The sequence below is a fragment of the Actinomycetes bacterium genome (assembly GCA_022396035.1).
In the GTDB taxonomy this organism is placed as follows: domain Bacteria; phylum Actinomycetota; class Humimicrobiia; order Humimicrobiales; family Humimicrobiaceae; genus Halolacustris.
This window is the reverse complement of the sequence record JAIOXO010000001.1, coordinates 65,864-88,247: the sequence shown is the minus strand read 5'-3', so window position 1 is coordinate 88,247 and position 22,384 is coordinate 65,864. Positions and strand designations below refer to the sequence as shown.

The 22,384-nt window shown below is 44.1% G+C and carries 18 protein-coding genes and 7 tRNA genes; 24 read left to right on the top strand and 1 reads right to left on the bottom strand.

The genetic code is table 11. The features are described from left to right. Positions 1-4: 4 nt before the first annotated feature. From K9H14_00450 to K9H14_00380, 15 genes are all read left to right on the top strand, one after another. Complete coding sequence (locus K9H14_00450; protein ID MCG9478661.1) at positions 5-856, top strand: carbohydrate ABC transporter permease; 852 nt, start codon at positions 5-7, stop codon at positions 854-856. Positions 857-925: 69 nt separating this feature from the next. Then, positions 926-2,308 (top strand): extracellular solute-binding protein, encoded by a 1,383-nt coding sequence (locus tag K9H14_00445; GenBank protein MCG9478660.1) that lies wholly within the window; start codon positions 926-928, stop codon positions 2,306-2,308. A gap of 69 nt (positions 2,309-2,377) precedes the next feature. Continuing rightward, entirely contained in the window at positions 2,378-3,253 is an 876-nt protein-coding gene (locus K9H14_00440; GenBank protein MCG9478659.1) for a sugar ABC transporter permease, read from the top strand. Between the two features lie 415 nt (positions 3,254-3,668). After that, on the top strand, positions 3,669-5,066 hold the full coding sequence (locus tag K9H14_00435) for an extracellular solute-binding protein (protein MCG9478658.1): 1,398 nt from the start codon (positions 3,669-3,671) through the stop codon (positions 5,064-5,066). Positions 5,067-5,134: 68 nt separating this feature from the next. Further along, on the top strand, positions 5,135-6,004 hold the full coding sequence (locus K9H14_00430; GenBank protein ID MCG9478657.1) for a sugar ABC transporter permease: 870 nt from the start codon (positions 5,135-5,137) through the stop codon (positions 6,002-6,004). Positions 6,005-6,021: 17 nt separating this feature from the next. Next, on the top strand, positions 6,022-6,852 hold the full coding sequence (locus tag K9H14_00425) for a carbohydrate ABC transporter permease (GenBank protein ID MCG9478656.1): 831 nt from the start codon (positions 6,022-6,024) through the stop codon (positions 6,850-6,852). Positions 6,853-6,892: 40 nt separating this feature from the next. Beyond that, the gene (locus K9H14_00420; GenBank protein MCG9478655.1) at positions 6,893-8,149 is read left to right on the top strand and encodes a methyltransferase; all 1,257 of its coding nucleotides are present in this window, start codon (positions 6,893-6,895) and stop codon (positions 8,147-8,149) included. Positions 8,150-8,185: 36 nt separating this feature from the next. After that, entirely contained in the window at positions 8,186-9,214 is a 1,029-nt protein-coding gene (locus tag K9H14_00415; GenBank protein MCG9478654.1) for a LacI family transcriptional regulator, read from the top strand. A 47-nt stretch (positions 9,215-9,261) separates the two neighbouring features. Then, positions 9,262-12,393 (top strand): hypothetical protein, encoded by a 3,132-nt coding sequence (locus tag K9H14_00410; GenBank protein MCG9478653.1) that lies wholly within the window; start codon positions 9,262-9,264, stop codon positions 12,391-12,393. A gap of 129 nt (positions 12,394-12,522) precedes the next feature. Further along, positions 12,523-13,326: a class I SAM-dependent methyltransferase gene (locus K9H14_00405; GenBank protein ID MCG9478652.1), complete on the top strand. Its 804-nt coding sequence runs from the start codon at positions 12,523-12,525 to the stop codon at positions 13,324-13,326. A gap of 78 nt (positions 13,327-13,404) precedes the next feature. Next, positions 13,405-14,208, top strand: a complete 804-nt coding sequence (murI, locus tag K9H14_00400) for a glutamate racemase (protein ID MCG9478651.1) — start codon at positions 13,405-13,407, stop codon at positions 14,206-14,208. Between the two features lie 20 nt (positions 14,209-14,228). Then, positions 14,229-14,966, top strand: coding sequence for a ribonuclease PH (gene rph, locus K9H14_00395; protein MCG9478650.1), 738 nt, complete (start codon positions 14,229-14,231; stop codon positions 14,964-14,966). Then, entirely contained in the window at positions 14,959-15,558 is a 600-nt protein-coding gene (gene rdgB, locus K9H14_00390; protein MCG9478649.1) for an RdgB/HAM1 family non-canonical purine NTP pyrophosphatase, read from the top strand. The genes rph and rdgB overlap by 8 nt, the downstream gene beginning before the upstream one ends. Before the next feature lie 31 nt (positions 15,559-15,589). Beyond that, a tRNA-Pro gene (locus tag K9H14_00385) sits at positions 15,590-15,668 on the top strand. Between the two features lie 5 nt (positions 15,669-15,673). Next, a tRNA-Gly gene (locus tag K9H14_00380) sits at positions 15,674-15,749 on the top strand. A 95-nt stretch (positions 15,750-15,844) separates the two neighbouring features. Here the strand turns inward: K9H14_00380 and K9H14_00375 are convergent. Beyond that, complete coding sequence (locus K9H14_00375; protein MCG9478648.1) at positions 15,845-16,159, bottom strand: PLDc N-terminal domain-containing protein; 315 nt, start codon at positions 16,157-16,159, stop codon at positions 15,845-15,847. A 170-nt stretch (positions 16,160-16,329) separates the two neighbouring features. Here K9H14_00375 and K9H14_00370 point away from each other — a divergent pair, with 170 nt between their 5' ends. The 9 genes from K9H14_00370 (at position 16,330) to K9H14_00330 (ending at position 22,375) form a co-directional block, all read left to right on the top strand. Further along, a complete protein-coding gene (locus K9H14_00370) occupies positions 16,330-18,438 on the top strand; it encodes a hypothetical protein (GenBank protein ID MCG9478647.1) in 2,109 nt (702 codons plus the stop codon). 90 nt (positions 18,439-18,528) lie between these two features. After that, positions 18,529-18,605, top strand: a tRNA-Arg gene (locus tag K9H14_00365). A gap of 47 nt (positions 18,606-18,652) precedes the next feature. Next, positions 18,653-18,728, top strand: a tRNA-His gene (locus tag K9H14_00360). A 17-nt stretch (positions 18,729-18,745) separates the two neighbouring features. After that, a tRNA-Arg gene (locus K9H14_00355) sits at positions 18,746-18,822 on the top strand. 48 nt (positions 18,823-18,870) lie between these two features. Next, a tRNA-Lys gene (locus K9H14_00350) sits at positions 18,871-18,946 on the top strand. Between the two features lie 7 nt (positions 18,947-18,953). Further along, a tRNA-Leu gene (locus tag K9H14_00345) sits at positions 18,954-19,040 on the top strand. A gap of 72 nt (positions 19,041-19,112) precedes the next feature. Then, a complete protein-coding gene (locus K9H14_00340; GenBank protein MCG9478646.1) occupies positions 19,113-20,237 on the top strand; it encodes a glycoside hydrolase family 99-like domain-containing protein in 1,125 nt (374 codons plus the stop codon). 131 nt (positions 20,238-20,368) lie between these two features. After that, positions 20,369-21,769 carry a trigger factor gene (tig, locus tag K9H14_00335; protein ID MCG9478645.1) on the top strand — a complete coding sequence of 467 codons (1,401 nt, stop codon included), beginning with the start codon at positions 20,369-20,371 and terminating at the stop codon, positions 21,767-21,769. Between the two features lie 15 nt (positions 21,770-21,784). Beyond that, positions 21,785-22,375, top strand: a complete 591-nt coding sequence (locus tag K9H14_00330; protein MCG9478644.1) for an ATP-dependent Clp protease proteolytic subunit — start codon at positions 21,785-21,787, stop codon at positions 22,373-22,375. The last annotated feature ends 9 nt before the right edge of the window (positions 22,376-22,384 follow it).

The window sequence follows — 22,384 nt, the reverse complement described above, 5'->3', positions numbered from 1 at the left end:
TTTTATGAAACTAAACGATAAGGCAAAATTAAATACCAGGAAAGGATTGCTGTTTATAATAATACTGGCACTGGTGGTTTTATGGCTGTTGCCCATCCTGTTTCTACTGCTGGTATCTTTTAAAACCTCTGGTGATTATGCGATATCCCAAATATGGGATATGCCCCAGAAGTTTGCCCTGTTTACCAATATAAGATATGTGCTGATAGAAACCAACCTTATAAGGCCGTTTTTAAACAGCCTTATGTATGCGGTAGTTAGCGGTATGATCGCCATATTCTTTTCATCTCTGGCTGCCTACGGCATTACCAAGCTTAAAATTAAGGGATCTTTCATAATATTTATTATAATCTGGAGCGGAATGATTTTTCCCATTCAGATTTATCTGATACCCCTTTATAAGGCTTATCTTACCCTAAACCTTTACAATACCCAGATAGGAATGATCTTGATATATACGGCCATAATAATACCGTTTAGCGTGTTTGTGTTCAGGAACTATTTCCTTACTCTTCCCGATGATTTTCAGGAAGCGGCAAAGATTGACGGCTGCAGCAATTTTCAGATATATACCAGGATGCTGCTCCCCAATTCTATGGGGCCTATTGCCATATTATTCCTGTTTCAGGGCAGCTTTATCTGGAATGATCTCATACTGGGTATGGCGCTGTCCAGTGCCAATACAGTAAGACCGGTAATGAACTCTCTAGCCTTGCTTAATGCGGTTTATTCAGGCACTAATGTTCCGGCAGTTATGACCGGTAACCTTATAAGCAGCTTGCCCATAATAATAATGTATCTGGCCCTGCAGAAATACTTTATACAGGGCTTAAAAATTCAGGCGGCAGGGAGATAGTTCAAGCCAAATGGGAGGTGAGATTATTAGAAGATAAATGTTATTTACAAATAAAAGGAGGAATGAGAAATGAAAAAAGTAATTACATGGTTAATTACAATAACCTTTGCTTTATCCTTCCTGTTTATTGGTTTAGGTTGTGCCCAGGAAGCAGAGCCTGTCCAGGAAACGGAGGTAGAAGCAGTTGAACAGCCTGCGGAAGAAGCTGCCGAAGAACCTGCTGAAGAACCGGCAACTGAACCGGAGGAGGAAGTTGCTGAGGATTATTCGGACCTGGGCCCGCTGAAACTGTTTACAGATAAACCTGGATGGCAGAATGGCTGGGATGCAGTATTTGCAGGATTCAAGGAAAAAACGGGAATTGATGTAGAGATGACTGGATATACAGAAATAGATACCTACACCGCTGCAGTAAAGACCGGTATATCCACCCAGCAGGGCCCGGATGTGTTTACATGGTGGTCTAATTACAAACTGGAAGATTTAGCCAAAGAAGGTTTGCTTGCCGATATGGAAAGCCTGTATGAACCGGTAAGAGATAAATATAATGAAGGTATTCTGGAAAGTTTCTCTTATGACGGTACAGTGTACGGTGCTCCGGTACTGGTGGCTTCATGGATAATGCTTTACAATACCAATGTTTTTGAGGAACAAGGATTAAGCGAGCCCACCAACTGGGATGAGTTTATAGATGTTTGTGAGACACTCAAATCAAATGGAGTAACCCCTATAGCGCTGACCATATCCGGAGGCTGGACCAGCTTCTTCTGGTTCCAGCAGATACTGGCTTCCAATTACCCTGAAGCTTATAAAGCAGTTTGCGCCGGGGAACAGAGCTATGAATCTGAAGAAGTGGAACAAACCTTCCTTATCTGGAAAGATATGATTGAAAAAGGTTATTTTACTGATCCCGGAGTGGATCTGGGAGAGGAAATACCGCCCATGTTTGCCAAAGGTGAAGTTGCTATGACCTATTGCGGTGACTGGTTTACTGCATATTTCGATCAGATTGAGTTAACAGGCGGAGAAGATTATTCCATGTTTGTAATACCGCCCAAGGTTGAAAATGTTCCCAAGACGGTCATATTTGAAGCAGGGCCTCTGTGTATTTCTGCCAATGCTTCCAATATGGAGGCAGCGGAGCTGTTTGTACAGTACTGGTTGTCCGATGAAGGCCAGCAGATATGGTCTGAGACCATGAACTACATATCGCCTAATGCTGATGTTCCCGCTGACCACCTGGATTCTGTAAAAACCAAAATTGCCGATGATGTGTTTGCAGATCCAGAAGCCCAGCTGATAGTCAGATACTGGGAGGCAACCCTGGAAACCATTACCCTTCCTGCCTGTGCTGCGCTGGATAAATTTGTCTTGAATCCGGACAGTTACCAGGATGTAATGGCCGAACTTGAAAAGTTGTCAAGCGAGGCTTGGGAAGAATTTAGAAGCTAATAGACGAGCAAGACAGGCGCAGGGTGCAGCCTGCGCCTGTAAATTAGATCTATGATGGAGGAAAGTGATTTGAATAGTAGGAATAGTAGGATTAGAAGTAATTGGACCAATTATCTTTATCCCCTGCCCGCATTGCTCATGGTGCTGATTTTCCTGATAACACCAGTAGTTTTTGTATTTTATACCAGTTTTACTGACTGGGATCTGCTACATCCTATGGAGTTTGTGGGCCTGAAGAACTATGTGAAGATTTTTTCAGATGTAAATTTACTTATATCTACAAGAAACACTTTGATATGGGTGGTGCTGATACTGGCAATTCCCATGGTTCTGGGTTTATTGCTGGCAGTATTCATAAATAATGTCTGGTTTTCCAATAAGATCAAATCTATATTTTATATACCCCTGGCCATGTCCGGAGCAGGTATAGGCATAATTTGGAGGTGGATTTTTTCCCGCAGCGGATTATTAAATTCTTTTCTGGTATCTGCTGGCATATTCTCTGAGCCAAAATCCTGGCTGCTTAATGTACCGGATAATACGCTGGCCATGGTTATTGCTACCACCTGGCAGGTTACTGGATTGAACATGGTGTTGTTTTTGATGGGACTGCAGAATATCCCTGGGGAGGTGCTGGAAGCATCCAAGATTGATGGAGCCAGCGAGTGGCAGACGTTTACTAGGATAATATTGCCTCTTTTAAAACCAATAACCACCATAGTGATAATTTTAAATATAATTGGCAGTTTCAAGGTCTTTGATATTATATGGGTTATGACTGCCGGCGGGCCGGCCAGAAGTTCTGAAACTCTGGCGGTTTCTATGTATAAAGAGGCTTTTGGTTTGTTCAGGATGGGATACGGCTCAGCAATTGCGGTGGTTCTTTCATTAATAATATTTGCCATAGGAATTGGTTATCTAAAAATAGTTGCTCGGGAAGAATAGGCTGCCACCAGGTAAGAGGGGATTATTTTTTTATTTTCCAGTGATGATAACCATCACCAGGGGCTGCACGGAAGTTAAGATTAATAACCGGAGATAGAGCCAGGCATATTGGTCACAGGGAACAATAAAGGATGACTGTGGCTTTAAGTTTGGCAATTTGTATTATTAATTATTATTTTCTTTTTAAGTTATTTATTAATGACCATGCTTAATCTATTTCAATAGTAGCTAGAAGTAGGGTACAAAATTTTGATGGGCTAAAAAAATCTTGACAAAAGGGGCATTTGATTTTACTATTGAAATCGATACCATATATAATTAATTTTTCAAATACTCAATTTATTGAAATCTTTCATATCCGAAGGAGGTGTTAACCGGAACAACTTATTTGTCTAAATTACTAAAAGGAGGTCTAATGAACAGTCGTAAATTTTTTGTAGGCATAGTTGCCTTGATATTGGCGATAGGTGTATCTGCTGTATTTAGTTTTTCCGGTTGCACCCCCCAGGAGGCTGAACAGGCAGTGGAGGAAGTTGAAGAAGCTGCAGAGGAAGTAGCAGAGGAAGTTGAGGAAGCAGCAGAAGAGGTAGAAGAAGCAGTAGAAGAGGAAGTAGCAGAGGAAGAAATGCCCTATGAAGGGACAGTAATTACCCTGATGCATGACAAAGGCGGTAATCCCAATTACCAGCCTTATTTTGAAGAAATGGGTTCTAAAACAGAAGAAATGTTTGGCATAGGCATTGAGCCTATTCCCTATCCTACCACAGATGTATTCATTTCCACGGTAAGGGCTGCACTTCCCACTGAAGAGCCACCTGATCTGTTTACCTGGTGGTCCACTTACAGGATGAAAGAACTCATAGACCAGGGACTACTGGCTGAAACCACAGATCTCTGGGAAAAACACAAAGATGAATATTCCCAGGGCTTAATCGACGGGTTTACCTTTGACGGCAAGGCATATGGATTTTCCTATACCCAGGAGTACTGGCCGGTATGGTACAACACAGAGGTATTTGAAGAACTAGGGTTAGAAGAACCGGAAACCTGGGATCAGTTTGTAGATATATGTGACACCATGTTAGAAAATGGCGTAACCCCTATAGCTCAAACCGTGCAGGCCCGTTGGCCGACCTTTATATGGTTTGAAGAGATGATAATAGGCCAGGATCCGGACCTGTATGTTGATCTGTGCGAAGGAAATGCCAAATATACTGATCCTGAAGTTAAGGAAGCATTTGGAGTATGGAAGTCCATGATAGAAACAGGCTATTTTACTGACCCTGCCATAGATCTGTTTGTAGACGCACCGGTTATGTTTAATGAGGGTGAGGTAGGAATGATTCTCTGCGGTACCTGGTATTATGAGTCAGTGTTTGTAGCTAACGGAGTACCAGAAGAAAAGATTGATTCATTCATACTTCCATCCCATAATCCTGATGCCGGCAAGAATGTGGTTCTGGAAATGTCACCCATAGTGGCCAGTGCAAATTCCCAGAATCTGGAAGCTACACTTCAGGTAGTAGATTACTTAATGAGTCCGGAAGGAAACGAGGTATTTGCAAGCCAGAATAGGTCTTATCCTTCCAATACACAATCTTCTACTGATTTCCTGCCGGAGGTAAAGATAAAAATTGCTGATACTATCAATAATAATGATTACAGGATCCTTAACAGGTACTGGGAAGCTACCCCAACTCCTATCTGTGAGGAAGCTGTAGACAAATTTGCTGAATTTATTACCAATCCGGATGAGTTGGACCGGATACTGGAAGAACTTGACACCATTGCCGATAGCTATTGGCAGCAATAAATTAAAAAACGGGAGGGCAGCCTCATGGCTGCCCTCAATTGAAAACTTTGTTTGGCGGGGACTATTTTATGAAAAATCATAGCAGGCTTGTAAGTTATCTTTTTATAGCACCGGCCTTTTTACTGGTAGTATTGTTTTTGATGGTGCCCATGGTCCAGAATATTTACTACAGTTTTTTTAACTGGGATGGAATATCGGACCCGATATTTACCGGTTTTGGAAATTACATACAATTGTTTAAAGACAGTAACTTTTTAATTTCTTTTAGAAATACCATACTGTGGGTAATTTTTACCTTAATTTTCCCTGTGTTTGGCGGTTTACTTATAGCTGTATTTTTGCGGGGCTTAAAGTTTGGCAATTTTTTTAAATCAATATTTTATATACCTATAACCATATCCTTTGTGGCCACCGGCATAATCTGGAATTACATGTACAGCAGGCAGGTAGGAGTATTAAATGAAGTAATAGGTTTGATTGGCCTGGATAAGGTATCCTGGCTGGTAGAAGTACCTTTGAATACCTTCTCCCTGCTAATTACCTGGACCTGGCAGCAAATGGGCGTGAATATGGTTTTGTTTTTAATGGGGCTTACTTCCATTCCGGTGGAGCAAACAGAAGCGGCCATGATAGAAGGGGCCAGCAAATGGCAGACTTTTATCCATGTTACTTTTCCAATGCTGCGGCCTATAACCACAGTAGTGGTGGTTATGGCTACAGCCAATTCATTCAAAGTATTTGACTTAATATATGTAATGACCAGGGGAGGACCCTACCGGTCTTCCGAAACGCTGGCAGTTACCATGTTTAGGGAGACTTTTACCATGTCCAATATGGGATATGGGGCAGCCATATCCATAGTGCTTTCCCTTATAGTAGTGGCAGCATCGGCCTTTTATCTAAAAAGCATGCTTAAGAAGGATTTGTTATATTACTAGAGGAGTAAAAGAATACCATGGGAGAAAAACTTCGAAAGACAATTACATATACGGTTTTGGTATTGCTGGTAATAGCATGGCTGCTGCCGGTCTTTTCCATAGTACAGGCTGCGCTTAAAAGTCCCCAGGAGTTTAACGCTACTTCTTTCTTCCAGTTTCCCTCAAAGATTACTGTGGTGGAAAACTTTAAGATGGCTTTAAAACAGTGGAGACTGCAGGAACATTTTTTAAACTCATTCATATATGCGCTGGTGGGCGGAGTCATTGCCATTATCACTGCATCCATGGCCGGGTTCAGCCTCATCAGGCTGAGACCAAGATTCAATTTCCCCCTGTTTTTAATAATATATTCGGGTACATTATTTCCCTTCCAGATGTATTTAATTCCCCTGTATAGGATTTATAATACTGTTGGCCTGTACAATACCAAGCTGGGTATGATACTTATTTATTCAGCTTTATGTATTCCTTTCAGCCTGTTTGTTTACCGGGGTTTTTATACTACCATACCCAAGGAAATTGAGGATGCAGCAAATTTGGACGGATGCAGTACCTTCCAGCTTTATTATTATATTTTCCTGCCGCAATCTATTGCCCCTACTGCGGTAGTAGCACTGTTCCAGATGACCTGGATATGGAATGACCTGCTGTTTGGTATGGTTTTAACCAGGACCGGCAATGCCAGGCCGGTAATGGTCTCTCTGGCGTCCATGTCCGGGGTAAGCGGGGGTATTATTCCCTATATTATGACCGGAGTAATATTTACGTCCCTTCCTACCATTGTTCTGTTTATATTGCTAAGAAGGTACTTTATATCCGGCATGGTACTGTCTTCGCCGGGAGATTAATTTTGACATTGCAAAACTGGTTAGCAAAAGGAGCTAGATAATGAAAGAGCAATATAATTCCAGGGAAAGAGTCAGGCTGGCCATAAGCCATAAGGAAGCTGATCGGGTACCTATTGATTTTGGAGCCATGAGATCTACGGGCATAGCTACCATAGCTTATAACCGGCTGAGGAAGAAGATGGGTATAGATAAAGGCCTGGCCAGGATGTATGACTTTCAGCAGCAGCTGGCTTATCCCGAAAAGCAGGTGAGGGATGCTTTCCATGTGGATGTAATTGACGCCGGACAGGCATTCTTAGAAGATGATGACCAGTGGAGGGAGTATCAGTTAAATGACGGTTCAAAATGCCTGATACCTAAGTATGTAGATTTCGATATTGATGATAAGTGCACCCTGCACTTAAAGAACAGCCGGGGCCTGGTAGTGGGCCGGAAGCCCAGGTCATCTTTGTATGTTGACCAGTCCCACTGGCCCTATGCCGGTATGGAAAAAATTCCGGAACAGATAGACAGTGCTGATTTTGGCGATGTGCTGTGGGCGGTTCCCTCTCCACCCTGGCATCTTAATATCTTTGATAAGCAACAATACCAGGTATTTGTGGATAAGATTAAAAATCTCTATCAGCAGACTGATTATTCCATAATGCTGGCGGTGGGCTGCAACCTTTTTGAAATGGGCAGCTGGATGAGGGGAATGGATAATTTTCTGATTGATGTAATGCTGGACAAAAAAGGTGTGGGCAGGCTCCTGGATAAATTTGTAGAAGGCTATATGGCCTTGCTGGAAAAGGTGCTGGACGGGGTTGGAGATTATGTGGACCTGCTTCAGTTCGGAGACGATCTGGGCTCCCAGCAAAGCGCCTTTATACCCCCCAAAATATTTGCAGAAATTTTTAAACCCCGGTACAAGAAAATGTGGGATTATGTACATGATAAAAGCGATTGTAAGATATTTTTACACTCCTGCGGTTCAAATTATGAGCTGCTGCCCAGTTTAATAGAGGCAGGAATGGATGTTCTAAACCCGGTTCAAACTACGGCGGCCAATATGGATGCTGCCAAGCTTAAAAAAGAGTTTGGCCGGGACATTACTTTCTGGGGAGGCGGCTGCAACACCAGGGACGTACTTCCTGGCAAGAGCCCCCGGGAGGTAAAAGAGGATGTAAAAGCCCGCATGGAGATTCTGGCCCCGGGCGGAGGTTTTGTGTTTAACCAGATTCATAATGTAATGGCTGATGTTCCTCCGGAGAATGTCATAGCCATGTTTGAGGCCGCATATGGGTACGGTGCTTACTGATAGCTTAATTATCTGAAAAAATAATATTTATAGCAGATGGAAACCGGTTCTAAAAACAAAAAAGTAACTATTGGTGAAATAGCCAACCTTTCCGGGGTGTCTAAAACCACAGTTTCCAGGATACTGTCCGGCAAAGCGGACCTGGTTAAGAAAGAAACCAGAGAAAAAGTACTTAAAACCATAAAGGAAAAAAACTACCGGCCCAGCATTATTGCCAGGAGCCTGCGCACTAAAAAAACCAAGGCTATAGGGCTTATTCTGGCAGATATTGAAAATCCTTTCTATTCCAGGGTAGCCAAGGGGGTAATTGATACTGCCGAGCAGCTTAACTATACGGTGATTATAAGTAATTCCAATTATGATCAAAGAACCGAAGAAAAATTGCTGGATACCCTGGTGTCCAGGCAGGTAGAAGGCCTGCTGTTTACTACCATTAACTTAGGTGACAAGATAGTAGACAGCCTGAGAAGGTTAAGGGTGCCATTTATGCTGGTGGACGGCAGGGCTGATCATGAGGATATTAACTATATCACCAATGACAACTATTACGGGGGCCGGCTGGCCGCCGAGTACCTTATCAGCATGGGGCATACCCGGATCGGTTTTGTGGGCAGCGATAAAATATGCAGCCTTAAGGAAAGATACCGTGGTTTCAAGGATACCCTTAGATTAAACGGTCTGGAGTTCAATATCCGGGTAAAGATAAAAAATATCCTTGATTCCGAAGAGCTGAAGAGCAAGGTACGGGAGTTAGTAAGCAGAAACAAAATATCTGCTTTCTTTGCCGGTAATGACCACATAGCCATAGAGGTTCTTAACTTTGTAACCAGTGAGCTGGGCTTAAACATTCCCAATGATCTTTCTATTGTGGGCTATGATAATATAAAGGTATCTTCAGTGGTAAGGGTTCCTCTTACCACTATCAAACAGCCAAAATACTCCATGGGCAAGATGGCTTTGGAACAGCTGGTGGAAATACTGAAAAGTGAAAATATTTACAGCACCAGGAAGATAATACTGAAGCCGGAACTGGTGGTAAGGGAATCGGTTAAATCTTTAGTCTAGCGGTTAGTTTCCTGTAAAAAAATCTATACCTCAAGAAAGGGTCAGGCATGCAAGAAAAACAACAGATGATAATAGAAGCATTTAAAAAACGGTCAGAGTCTATTTCTTCATATACAGTAAAAGATGACCGCATAAAGTTTACCCAGACCTGTCCTGATGGTAATTTTGCCCTTCCCGGGTTTGATGATTCAGGCTGGCAGGATATCAAGCTTCCCTTTACCTGGGATACCAAATACGATGCCTGGTTCAGGAAAAAGATTGTGGTACCGGAGCATATAGAAGACATACCGGTAAAGGGTTCCCAGCTAAAAATAAGGGGGCGCAGCGTATGGGACAATCCAGTGCTGAACATGCACACGGTAGTATATCTGGACGGAAAGGAATCGGTTACTGCCGATAACTACATGGACTTTAGTTTTATCCACAGGGTTCCAGCCAGGGCCAAGGTGGCAGACGAGCATGTGCTGGCCATACATACCCGGGGAAAGGAAGGGGTGGTTGCCTTTTTTTCTGCCCTGCCCTTAATAGAGGTACATTACAGCAATATAGATGACATAGTATTTGAACTGGGATCCTTTGCCCAGGAATTGGTTTATGCCCAGAGCCTGCCCCGAGGCCAGCAGGTAACTGCCCGGGCCCTAAGGGGGGTAACTTTCCAGAAGATTATGGAGGCCGGGGCCGACCAGCTTCTGGATATGATAAAAGATATAAGGGGGCGGATGGCCAGGCTCAAAAAAGAGGCCAAAAAATATACCGTACACCTTATAGGCCATGCCCATATTGATATGAACTGGCTGTGGCCCATGGAGGAGACTGTGGATGTATGCAAGAATACTTTTACCACTGTGGACAGCCTGATGGAAAGGTATAAGGACTTCCGCTTTTCCCAGTCACAGGCTTATACCTACCAGAAGATTGAACAGGAGTATCCCCGGCTTTTTGACCGTATAAAACAAAGATTTGAGCAGGGAAGATGGGACATAACTGCATCCAGCTGGGTGGAGATGGATCTTAACCTGTCCAATGAAGAAACCATTGTAAGGCAGATATTGATGGCCAAGAAGTATATCGTGGAAAAATTTGGTTTTGACCCCAGGGTATTCTGGGCCCCGGATACTTTTGGACATCCCTGGTCCATGCCCCAGATACTTAAAAAATGCGGCATCGACTACTATTATTTTATGCGGGCAAGCAAAAGGGAGCATGACCTGTTCTGGTGGGAAGGCCCGGATGGTTCCAGGGTTTTAACTTACAACAGTTCTTACCTGGGCATCATTAACCCCTCAGTTCTGGTAAAGCAGGCCATTTATTCCAAAACAGACTTACATGATACCGACAGCATGTTCCTGTACGGGGTAAGCGACCATGGGGGCGGACCCACCGCAGAGGATGTGGAGATGATAAATAAACTTAACCAGAAAGATGTCTACCCCCGGCTGGAATTCGGCAATACCCATAATTATTTTGATGCCACAGCTAAAAAGCGAAAGGACCTTCCGGTGATAAGGGATGATTTTAACCCTATATTTGACGGCTGCTATACCTCCCACTGGGACACCAAGGTACATAACCGCAGGTGTGAGCGGCTGGCTTTAATGGCGGAAACCATGGGAGCAATTTCCAGATTTTTCGGGGGCAGTTATCCGGACTTAAAAAACATTTGGGAGACTACTCTATTTAATCAGTTTCACGATATCCTTCCCGGCAGCGCCATTCAGCCTTCCTATGAGTATTCCAACCGTATTGCTGAAGAGGCGGAAGCCGAAGCAGAAAGTTATATTTCCGAAAGCTGCGGTTTTCTGGCCAGCCGGATAGGGGCCAAAGACAACAGCATAATGGTAGTAAATACCCTGGCCTGGGAAAGGACGGGAGCAGTTGCTGTGGATTTGAAGGAAAATAAATTTAAGCTCCCGGCGGTCCAGGACCAAGACGGCAACCTTTATCCTGCCCAGATGGTGGAAGGGCAGCTGCTGTTTGTGGCAGAGAAAGTTCCGGGTACCGGATACAAGGTTTTCAGGGTAGTGGATTCAGGTATAGAGACCGGCCCGGATATCTGCAGCGGAATGGTAATGGAAAATGAATTTTTTATATTAAAAGTTGATAAAAATACAGGTACCATAGTTTATCTCTATGATAAAAAGAATCAGCGAGAGGTTATGAAGGAATATACCAGTGAAGGGGCTTTCCCTGTAGATACCTTTCCGCTTAAGCTGGCTGAAGACTTTGATTTAAATATCCAGACTTCCCGGCCCTTTTACAATAACCAGCTGCAGGTACTCCTGGAAAAACCCCATCCCATGTCGGCATGGACCATAGGCCCTATAGCCCAGACTATAAACCTGACCGAAGGCCCCCGGGTAGAAATAATGGAAAACGGCCCGGCTGCAGGGATAATCAGGGTTACCCACAGGTATGAACAATCCGAGATTTCTCAGCAAATATGCATGTACAGAAATATGGACAGGATAGATATCAAAACCAGGCTGGATTGGAACCAGAAAGCGGATCACCAGAAGCCTGCCCCCATGCTGAAGGCTTCCTTTACCCCCCTGCTGGGCGAAACTGCAGCAATCTATGATATCCCCTATGGCCATATACGCCGGGTTGCAGACGGCAGGGAATACCCTGCGCAGAAGTTTGTGGATATTTCTGACAGGGATTATGGATTGAGTATCTTAAGTGATACCAAGTACGGTTTTGATATAAAGGGAAACACAGTCAGGATAACCTTGGCCAGGACCAGTTATGAGCCCGACCCTGATCCTGACCGGGGAATCCATGATTTTGTTTATTCCATTTATCCCCATAAGGGCAATTTCAATCAGGGCCATACGGTAAGGAGGGCCTATGAGCTTAATTTTGGGTTGACTGCATATCCCGGCCTAAAAGGGGGAGGCCGGCTCCCGGAGGAAACCGGTTTGGTCCAGGCCGAGGATGATAACCTGATGGTTACTGCTTTCAAGCAGGCAGAAGACAGCGACGGCTTTATAATCAGGCTGTATGAATGCAGGGGTAAGCAGGGCAAAGGTAGGATAAGGCTGGGTTTTAGCCCCGGCAAGGTGCAGGAAACTGATCTGTTGGAGAAGCCGGTCAAAGGCTCTAAATTTACGCTCAAAGGCAACCTGCTGGTATTTAATATCAAGCCTTTTGAGATAAAAACCTTTAGGCTGAATTTATAGAGGAAAAGGGGCCGGGACCGTCCGCAAGGGTTTATCCTATGCCTCTTTTTTGTGCTACTAAAAAAAAGCCTCTTAAGTTTTTCTTCTTTTTTATTTATAATTACAAAAATTTTATTTACCAGATTAAAAATGTTAGAGCATAAAGTAATATACAATTCCATAGATATCGCCAGGGATTACGGGTCCAGGGATTATATTGAAGCTCCGGAGCTGGCCCTTCTGAAAGAGGTAGAGGGGTCGCTTGCCGGTGCCCGCATGCTGGATATGGGTGTAGGGGGAGGAAGGACCACCAAATATTTTGGGCCCCGGGCGGGGCAATATATTGGGGCTGATTATGCTCCCAATATGGTTGAAATATGCAGGGCCAAATATCCCCAATATGATTTTTATGAGTGTGATGTAAGGGATATGAAGATATTTGCTGACGGGAGTTTTGATTTTGTCCTGTTCAGCTATAATGGCCTGGACAGTTTCAGCCACTCCGATCGTATGGTAGCTCTGGAGGAGATAAACCGGGTGCTGTCTAAAACAGGCCGGTTTGCTTTTTCCAGCCATAACCTATACTGGCGCCGGCTGACTGATTTGTTCAGGCTAAAGATAAGAGACATGGATGGGCAAACCACTATGGGCGGCAGGATGGTCCATTACAGCAGGCAAATTTACAAAAATTTGAGGCTTAGTTATCTGAACCGTAGCCTGATTATGGAAAGTTTTATAAGGCAGTTAAGACAGAACGAACGGGGTTCGCTCTATGATAATTCCTTAAACGGCAGGGCAAGTGTATATTATGTTGGCCGGGATGAGCAGATACGGCAGCTGAAAGCAGCCGGCTTTTCCGGTATTGATACCTTTGCGCGAAGCGGCAGCTGTACCTCCAGTCCCCAGGAGCTTAACCGGGGTGCCTGGATTTATTATCTCTGCAGGAAAAGTTAACCGGCTTTTTTATTTTATAGCTATAAATTATATAATACTTAAATTACCAGTTGGAAATTATTTTAAAAGGAGTAATTTGTGGACAGCAGGCCCATAGGTGTGTTTGATTCAGGGGTGGGGGGACTTACTGTGCTGCGTGAGATACTGAAGGTGGTTCCGGATGAGGACATAATTTATTTTGGGGATACGGCCAGGGTGCCTTATGGTCCCAGGGACCTGGACGAGGTAAGAAGGTTTGTGTTTAAAATCACCAAATTTCTTTCCGAAAAAGATGTAAAGCTTATAGTTATTGCCTGTAATACCTCCACTGCGGCAGCCCTGGACCAGTTAAACAACCGGTACGGCATACCTATAATTGGAGTTATTGAGCCAGGAGCCAGGACTGCGGTTAATACCACTTCAAACCGCAAGGTAGGTGTAATTGCAACCAGGGGTACGGTTGAAAGCGGTGCTTACCGGCAGGCCATCCATAAAATAGATAAGGGCATAGAGGTATATTCGGCGGCTGCCCCCCGGCTGGTAGAATATGTGGAGGAAGGCATACTGTCCGGCCAGCAGCTTGACCGGGCCATATGCGGGTATATAGAGCCGTTGCTTTTAGAAGATATCGATGTCCTTATAATGGGGTGTACCCATTTCCCCCTTATAGAGGATCCCATTGCCGGATGCGCCGGGAAAAAGGTTAAGGTTATAAGTTCGGCAGTGGAAACCGCAGCGGATGTAAGCAAGGTTTTAAAACAATATGATATGGCTGCCCCCGGAGACAGGAAGCCCACCCGGCTGTTTTATGAAACCGGCTACGGGAGCCATTTTTTTGAGGTGGGCAGGGTGTTTCTGGGCGAAGATATAAAAGACGTAATAAGCATTAATTTAGAACTTTAACTGGGAAGGGTTGATTAGTAATGGTAACAAGAATTGACGGCAGGAAAGCTGACCAGGTCAGGGATATAAAGGTTAGCAGGCATTATATATCCCACAGTCCCGGTTCCGTGTTTATAGAGATGGGTAAAACCAGGGTGGTCTGTACGGCTACTGCTGAAAACAAGGTTCCTCCCTTTTTGAGGGGTAAGGGAAGCGGATGGGTAACTGCTGAATATGATATGATACCTGCCTGTGCCCCCCAGAGAATTATAAGGCCCCAGACCATGGGCCGGATAAGCGGAAGGACTTATGAGATACAGAGGCTGATTGGGAGATCTTTAAGGGCGGCAGTAGATTTAAACAAGATGGGCGAGCGTACGGTTTGGGTGGATTGTGATGTAATAGAGGCTGACGGGGGAACCAGGACTGCATCTATTACCGGCAGTTTCATCGCCCTGTTTGACTGTCTTCATGACCTGGTGGAAAGCGGAGTGCTGCCGGAGATGCCTATTGAAAATTTTGTGGCTGCTATCAGTGTGGGGATTGTGGAAGGGGAAACTTTACTGGATCTTTGTTTTGAAGAAGATTCTACTGCGGAAGTGGATATGAATGTGGTTATGGATTCTAAAGAAAGGCTTATAGAGGTACAGTCAACAGCGGAAGGCAAGCCTTTCAGCCGCCAGGCCTTTGATCTTATGCTGGATAGGGCCATGAGCGCCATTTCTGATTTAATTGATATGCAGAAAAAGGTTTTAAGTGAGGGAATAAAGAATGCTTAAAATTGTCATTGCCTCCCGGAATGACGGCAAGATAAGTGAAATTAAGGACTACAGCAAACAGGCCAATAAAAAGATTGAGTGGGTTACCTATAAGGATGCAGGGGGTTTTCCCACGGTGGAAGAGGACGGGGATACTTTCTTTGAAAATGCCGGGCTCAAGGCCAAAGCTATTGCCGACTATACCAGGATGATGGTGGTAGCTGATGACTCGGGGCTGGAAGTGGATGCCCTGGGTGGCAGGCCGGGGATATACAGCAGCCGGTTTGCCGGCATTAAGGCTACCGATGAAGAGAACCGCAGGAAACTCCTTGAGTGCCTGGAAGGGGTAAGTAAAGAGGACCGGGGAGCACAATTCGTCTGCAGCCTGGTGCTCTGGGATCCAAATAAGGGCCTGATTTTTGATACCAGGGGTATTTGCCGGGGCAAAATAGGGCTGACCGAGAAGGGTGAAGGAGGATTTGGTTATGACTGCCTGTTCATTCCTGAAGGTTACCATAAGACCATGGCCGAGTTGGCTGCCGACCAGAAGAACAGGATAAGCCACAGGGGCAGGGCCCTGGCTTCTTTTTATCGCTTTATTGAAAATTTTTAAATTTATGTTATCATGATTCCTTGCTGTGTATCGGGATGTGGCGCAGTTTGGCTTAGCGCACCTGCTTTGGGAGCAGGGGGTCGGAGGTTCAAATCCTCTCATCCCGACCATTGAAGCGGGAATAGCTCAGTGGCTAGAGCGTCAGCCTTCCAAGCTGAGGGTCGCGGGTTCGAATCCCGTTTCCCGCTCCATTTTTTTTGGAAAAACTTTTTATTTACAGATTGGCACATACCGGATAACTATGGCAAGGTTTTTTACTTGACGATTATCCAGTTAATTCCTGTTTTTAACCCTTGGTTTTGGTTGAAGATTTCTTTGGATTTTTTGCCGGCTTTTTATGCATTATGAGGAAGTAATATATTATTGGTACGATATTGTTTATAAGTACCAATAATAGTATCCATATCAATTTAGCATTGGATCCCCCAACAGCAAAATCTTCATCATCCCTTTTAACGCAGTCCACTAAGGTAATTATCCATAATACAAATAATCCCAGGCTTATAATGGAAGCTGCAAAGATAAAGAAAATAACTACTATTAAAAAGAAACTTCCGGTTGTGATGCCAATCAAGGCGGTTATTGCTTCAGTAAATCCCATATTTATTTCTATAATTTTATAATATTACTATTCTATATCCCCTTTCGACAATTTTCAAACCGTTAATACTTAGGTTTTGGGTTGTATTAAAATAATCAGCCGGTATAATATCAATAAATACTTAGTAAATAATAAGTATTTACTTTATAACCAGGCAAAGAGGGGTTGATATGCCAAGAATTAGGTATTGGTTACGGGTATTTTTGGGGATAGGGTTAGTTTTTTTATTGTTGCCCGGCGGCCGGCCGGTGTATGCTGAAGTTAATAATTTGCCAAGTATAGTATCAGGACCTGAAATTTCAAAAACCCATCCAGTAACTACTGACAACCTTAGTGTTAACTATGGTTACTTTGATCTAGACAATGATGCAGAAGATGGTTCCATCATAAAATGGTATAAAGTAGGCTCGGAAGACCCTGTTGTTGAATCCATTTATGAAAACCAAAACGAGATGGCTAAAGTTCTTCAATTGGAGAATACCTCCAAAGGTGAACAATGGTATGCTACGGCTCAGCCCAGAGACGGCCAGGCCCTGGGAGAGATATACACCTCTAATACTGTTACCATATTAAATTCCCCTCCCAACATAATAGGAGATATTGTTATAACCCCGGATTCCCCTGAAACCTCGGAGGACTTAACCGTAAACTACAGTTTCTATGATTTTGATGCCGGGGATACCGAGTCCGGCACGGAAATAAGGTGGTACAGGGACGGCACCCTGGTTTCAGACTATAATGACTTGATGCAGATACCCGCGGAAGCCACAGATAAAGACCAGCAATGGAAAGTTACCGTAAAACCGGGCGATGGCCAGGATTGGGGCAGCCTGTATGAATCAGGAACTGTAACTATTGTTAATACACCACCCTATGTAGACAATGCAGCTGTCTGCCCCGGGAGCCCCGGAACCCAGGACCCGCTCAAAGTTAGCTATGACTTTCACCACCCCGGCGGAAATGAAGAGAGTGGAACCAGCATCAGGTGGTACAGGGACGGCACTTGGGTTGAAGATCTCAATGACCTTATACAGGTACCTGGTGAACAAACCCGGAAGGGACAGAGCTGGTATGCAACCATTACTCCTTCAGACGGTACCGATACTGGAGAAACAGTAACTACAGCCAATGTAGATATAATAAATACAGGTCCCTCTCTTCTATCTCTAAATATCGAACCAGCTTCCCCCCAAACCGGAGATAATTTGAGCCTGTCTTACCAGTATAGTGATGCTGACGGGGACAGCCAGGGCGATACCCGCATAAAGTGGTACAGAGACGGCAGCCTGGTAGAGAGCTTAAACGGCTTGCGGGAAATAGAGAGTTCTCAAACCCGGGAAGGGCAGAACTGGGAGGTATCAGTTGAGCTCCATGACGGTTTTGAATATGGGGAGGCTGTAAGATCAGATACAGTAACTATCCGGGCAGCAGCTAAAAGCGCCTCTTCCCCATCTTCCGCACCGCCTCCGGTAGATAAGGTTGAAAAAGGAGTTGAGGAAAACAAGGAGGGCAAACCAGCAGACGAAATTAGAACAACTGAATACAACCGGAAAGGCAACCTTTACGGAAAACAGGAGGTTGCTCTGAAACAGGGCAAGATAAAGGTAGCCTTTGACCAGAAATGCCGGGACCGGGAAGCAGGAATAGAATGTGAAACTGTTAAGGATAAAAGTAAATTTGAATTAGCCGGTAACCTTAATTATGCCAGCGAAATATACCGCCTGTCCTTTAACCAGATTTCCGGGGATTTCCATCTAAGCCTGAAATACAGCCAGGATGCTGTAAATCCCCTGCTAACCTACTGGAGTAGTGAAGAAGGAAAATGGGTAATAATAAGGGATGCCACAGCTGCCGGTGGAATAATTGAGGCAGATATAAGTGGGATGAACCAGATGAGCGTCTGTGTTGTGGATTTTTACCAGGTTACCGGAAAGCTGCAAATACCAATAGGCAGGCAGGCGGTTATGGCTTACCGTGATTGCCTGTTGAGATTTGTTGCTCCTGACTGGGTACAGGACAATATGAGCCTGGAGGTAAAGACTATTCAGGGCAATAATGGAGAAATGCTGTTGCCGAGTGTTCTGGATAGATACAAAAAGCCACTGAAAGGAAATATAAACATCAAGGTATTATGCAGCTATAAAAAGAGCAACCTACCGGAAATAGTAGAGATGGACACCAGGGGGCAAACCCGCCTTATAGGCTTCAAAACTGTAGGGTTTAAAGTAATGGAAGCCAGGGTTCTGGCCGGACGTTTTCTGGCTGTAAATTCCCCTTAAATCCTACAATGCTGGGTTTCTTGACTTATTTTTTAATATTAATTAAAGTAATGTCTGGCTTGGACCAAATCGAGGGGTGTTTGCCTTGTTGCGCTTGTAGCTCAGCTGGATAGAGCAACGGACTTCTAATCCGTAGGTCGGGGGTTCGAATCCCTCCAAGCGCGCCACTAAAATGGTTTTAATATTTGACAAAATAATATAATATAAGCTTATGGTGAGAATAGCTCAGCTGGTAGAGCACAGGATTGTGGTTCCTGGGGCCGCGGGTTCGAATCCCGTTTCTCACCCCAAATATTTTTTAAATTAAGCGCCTGTAGCTCAGCTGGATAGAGCATCGGACTTCGAATCCGCTGGTCGGGGGTTCGAATCCCTCCAGGCGTGCCAAATATTGTTTTTTAACCATTTGTTTCCTATAATGTACCTCTGGCAAGTGGGCCGTTAGCTCAGCTGGTAGAGCACCGGACTCTTAATCCGGGTGTCACAGGTTCGATCCCTGTACGGCTCACCATTTTTTTGCGAGAGTGGCGGAATTGGCAGACGCGCTAGACTTAGGATCTAGTGGGGTAACACCTGTAGGGGTTCAAATCCCCTCTCTCGCACCACACAGCAAACCTAAAGGACTGGATAATTTAATACCATAAACAGTAAAATAGAGTAAATCTAAACTTTTTATTATGAAAACTTGGCTTAAGAGGATTATCCTGATTGCGGCGGTTATCGCCGTGCTGGCGGCAGTTTTGCTGGGATTGTATGTGCTGGAGAGCAGGTATTATGCAGTTGGGAAGTTTTTGTACCCGGCATATACCTTTCTAAATCAGGCCTATCAGCAGCGGGTCTATCCGGATGCAGGCTCCAAAGATACTGTGGTGTATTGCGATTACTATACCTGGCATGGCCCCCAGCAATGGGAGCGCGGGTATTCCAACCAGCCGGTGCTTGGTTTTTACCACAGCCTGGACCAGGAGGCAATCAATAAACATATTGAATGGTTCAACAATTTTGGTATAGATGTGCTAAAGGTTGAGTACCTTCCCCAGTTTGATGATACCATTACCCAGGGCATACTTGAGGCAGATTTGGGGCAAACCAAAATATGCCTGATGTATGATTCAAGGCTCAGGTTTGAGAGCGTGGGTTTTCTATCGCCTCCTTATGACTTTAACCAGGAAAAAATTGCCAGCACCTTTATAGATGATATGAACCATATTGCAGACACCTATTTTGATTCTGACAATTATTTTAAAATAGCCGGCAGGCCGGTGCTCTGGATTTATGTTACCAGGGATTTTACCGGACCCTATAAGCAGGTTATAGATACAGTCAGGCAGGACCTGGCTGATAAGGGGTACCAGGTGTACCTGGTTGGGGATGCGGTTTTCTGGAACTACAAGCTGGGCCAGGCAAGCACTTTTGATGCAGTTTCCTGCTACAGTGCCTATGCGGGCAGGCCCCAGAATACCGCTGAATTTGCTGAGCGGCTCAAAATGCTGTATATGGTGTGGAAAACTGCCGCCAGCCTGTCAGGTACTGATTTTATTCCTGCCGGGATCCCGGCATATGATGACCGGTCCCTTAGCAGCGAAAGGATAACTGTTGCTCCCCTGGAAGGCACTGGCCCCGAGTTTGGCTATCAGCTGGAGGTAATAAAAGCATTCCTGGATCCGGTTAATATATCCCCTGGTTTGACCCAGGTAACCATTGCTACTTTTAACGAACACCAGGAAGGCAGTTCGGTGGAACCTTCCCTGGAATGGGGTTATGATAGAATAGAGCAAATCCCCAGGATATTTGGCCCTTAAGCATCTTTGATAGCTATATGTACCTAAATTTGCCCCTTGACATAAATGTCCGCAGTTTGTATTTTATTTATTTTTTATTATAATGTATTTTTTAATGTAAATAGGACGAAAAAGGCAGGAGGCGCTTTTAGTTGGATTACAAAATATTAGATGTTACAAAGGAAAAGGACAAGGTAAAACTTGACCTGGAGATACAAAACAAGTATTTTAACAAGGCTGTAGGGAAAGCTTACAAAAAGATATCCCAAAAAGCTAATATTCCGGGCTTCAGAAAAGGGAAGGTACCCTATCAGGTTATAGATACCAACTTCGGAAAACAGTATGTATTTAATGAAGCAGCCAGTATAGCTCTTTCAGAGCTATATCCGCAGGTAATAGATAATGCAGATATTAACCCTATTGATTATCCCCAGGTAAAATTTAAGGAGATTACCGAGGGGAAACCATTGGGGGTTGAGCTTACCGTGCCTGTAGAGCCGGAGATAAAAGCTCCTGATTACACCAAGGTTGAAGTAGGAGCAAAACCCGCAGAAGTCAGCCAGGAAGAAATAGATAATTATATAGACAGGGTAAGAGATAAGTATTCTTCACTGGAGCCGGTAGATGAGGACAAAGAAGCCCAGGAAGGTGACTTTGTTACCATAGATTTTGAAGGAAAAGTAGACGGAAAGGCTCTGGAAGACGGTAAATCTGAGGACTTTGTGCTGGAAATCGGGTCCAAAACCCTTACCCCTGAATTTGAAAAGGCTATAGTGGGGATGAAGAAAGGGGAGGAAAAAACAATAGATTTTACCTTACCCCAGAACATTAAGAGGGATGACCTCGCGGGCAAAAAAGCTGAATTTAAGGTCAAACTGAAGGAAATAAAGAAGAAAATAATCCCGGAAATAGACAAGGATTTTCTAAAGGATGTTGGAGATTATGAGAGCAGGGAAGAGTTCGAAAAAGATGTAAAAGAAGACCTTTCCCAGCAGAAGGAACAGGGTAGAAGAGAAGAAATACTGGGCAAGATAATAGACCAGCTGATAGAGAAAGCTGATATCAAGGCTCCTGCAGCGATGGTGCAGAACAGAACCGAGCAAATGAAAAAGGAGTTTGATAATAGCTTAAAGACCCAGAATATAAATAAGAAGAACTACCTCCAGGCTACCGGTATGGACGAATCGGTACTGGAACAGCAGTTTAAGCAAAGGGCAGAGATAGAAATTAAACAATATCTGTTGTTTAAAGCTCTGGAGAAAACGGAGAAGGATAAAATTGAACCCGCAGAAGAGGATATAAACAAGGAAGCTGAGCAGATTATCTCCAACTATAAGAAGGAAGAAGAGAAGAAAAAAATCGAAAACTATCTTCAGACTCCCGAGGGTAAAGAAAACCTTGCCAGCTCTGTAAGGAGAAAGAACCTTATAGATAAGCTGATTAACAGTGCCAAGGTAGTAGACCAGGAAGAAGAGCCCGCAAAAAAAGTGATAACACCGGAGAGCCAGGAGGGCAAACAGGAGAAAAAGCTTTGGACTCCGAATCAAAAATAAGGAAGTGTGATATATATGAAAAATAGTTATCTAGTCCCCATGGTTGTAGAGCAAACCAACCGTGGTGAGAGATCTTTTGATATTTATTCCAGGCTGCTGAAGGAAAGAATTATTTTCCTGGGTGTAGCCATAGATGATAATGTGGCCAATCTGGTAATGGCCCAGCTCCTTCACCTGGAAGCTGAAGATCCTGAAAAGGATATACAGCTTTACATAAACAGTCCGGGAGGGATGGTTACTTCTGCATTGGCTATGTATGATACCATGCAGTTTATAAAATCGCCGGTATCCACTATATGTATTGGCCAGGCGGCCAGTGCAGCAGCAGTGCTTCTTCTGGCCGGAGAAAAGGGTAAGAGATTTTCATTGCCCAATTCCAGGGTTCTACTGCACCAGCCTTCAGGAGGAGTAACCGGAACCACTATGGATGTGGAGATACATACCAGAGAGATGGTAAGGATAAGAAGCCTGCTCAATGATATAATTTCCAAACATACCGGGCAGGATATCAAGAAGGTGGAAAAGGATACCGAGAGAGACTTTATACTTATTGCTGAAGATGCAAAAAAATACGGCATAATAGACCAGGTAATATATAAGAAATAAAATTATAGA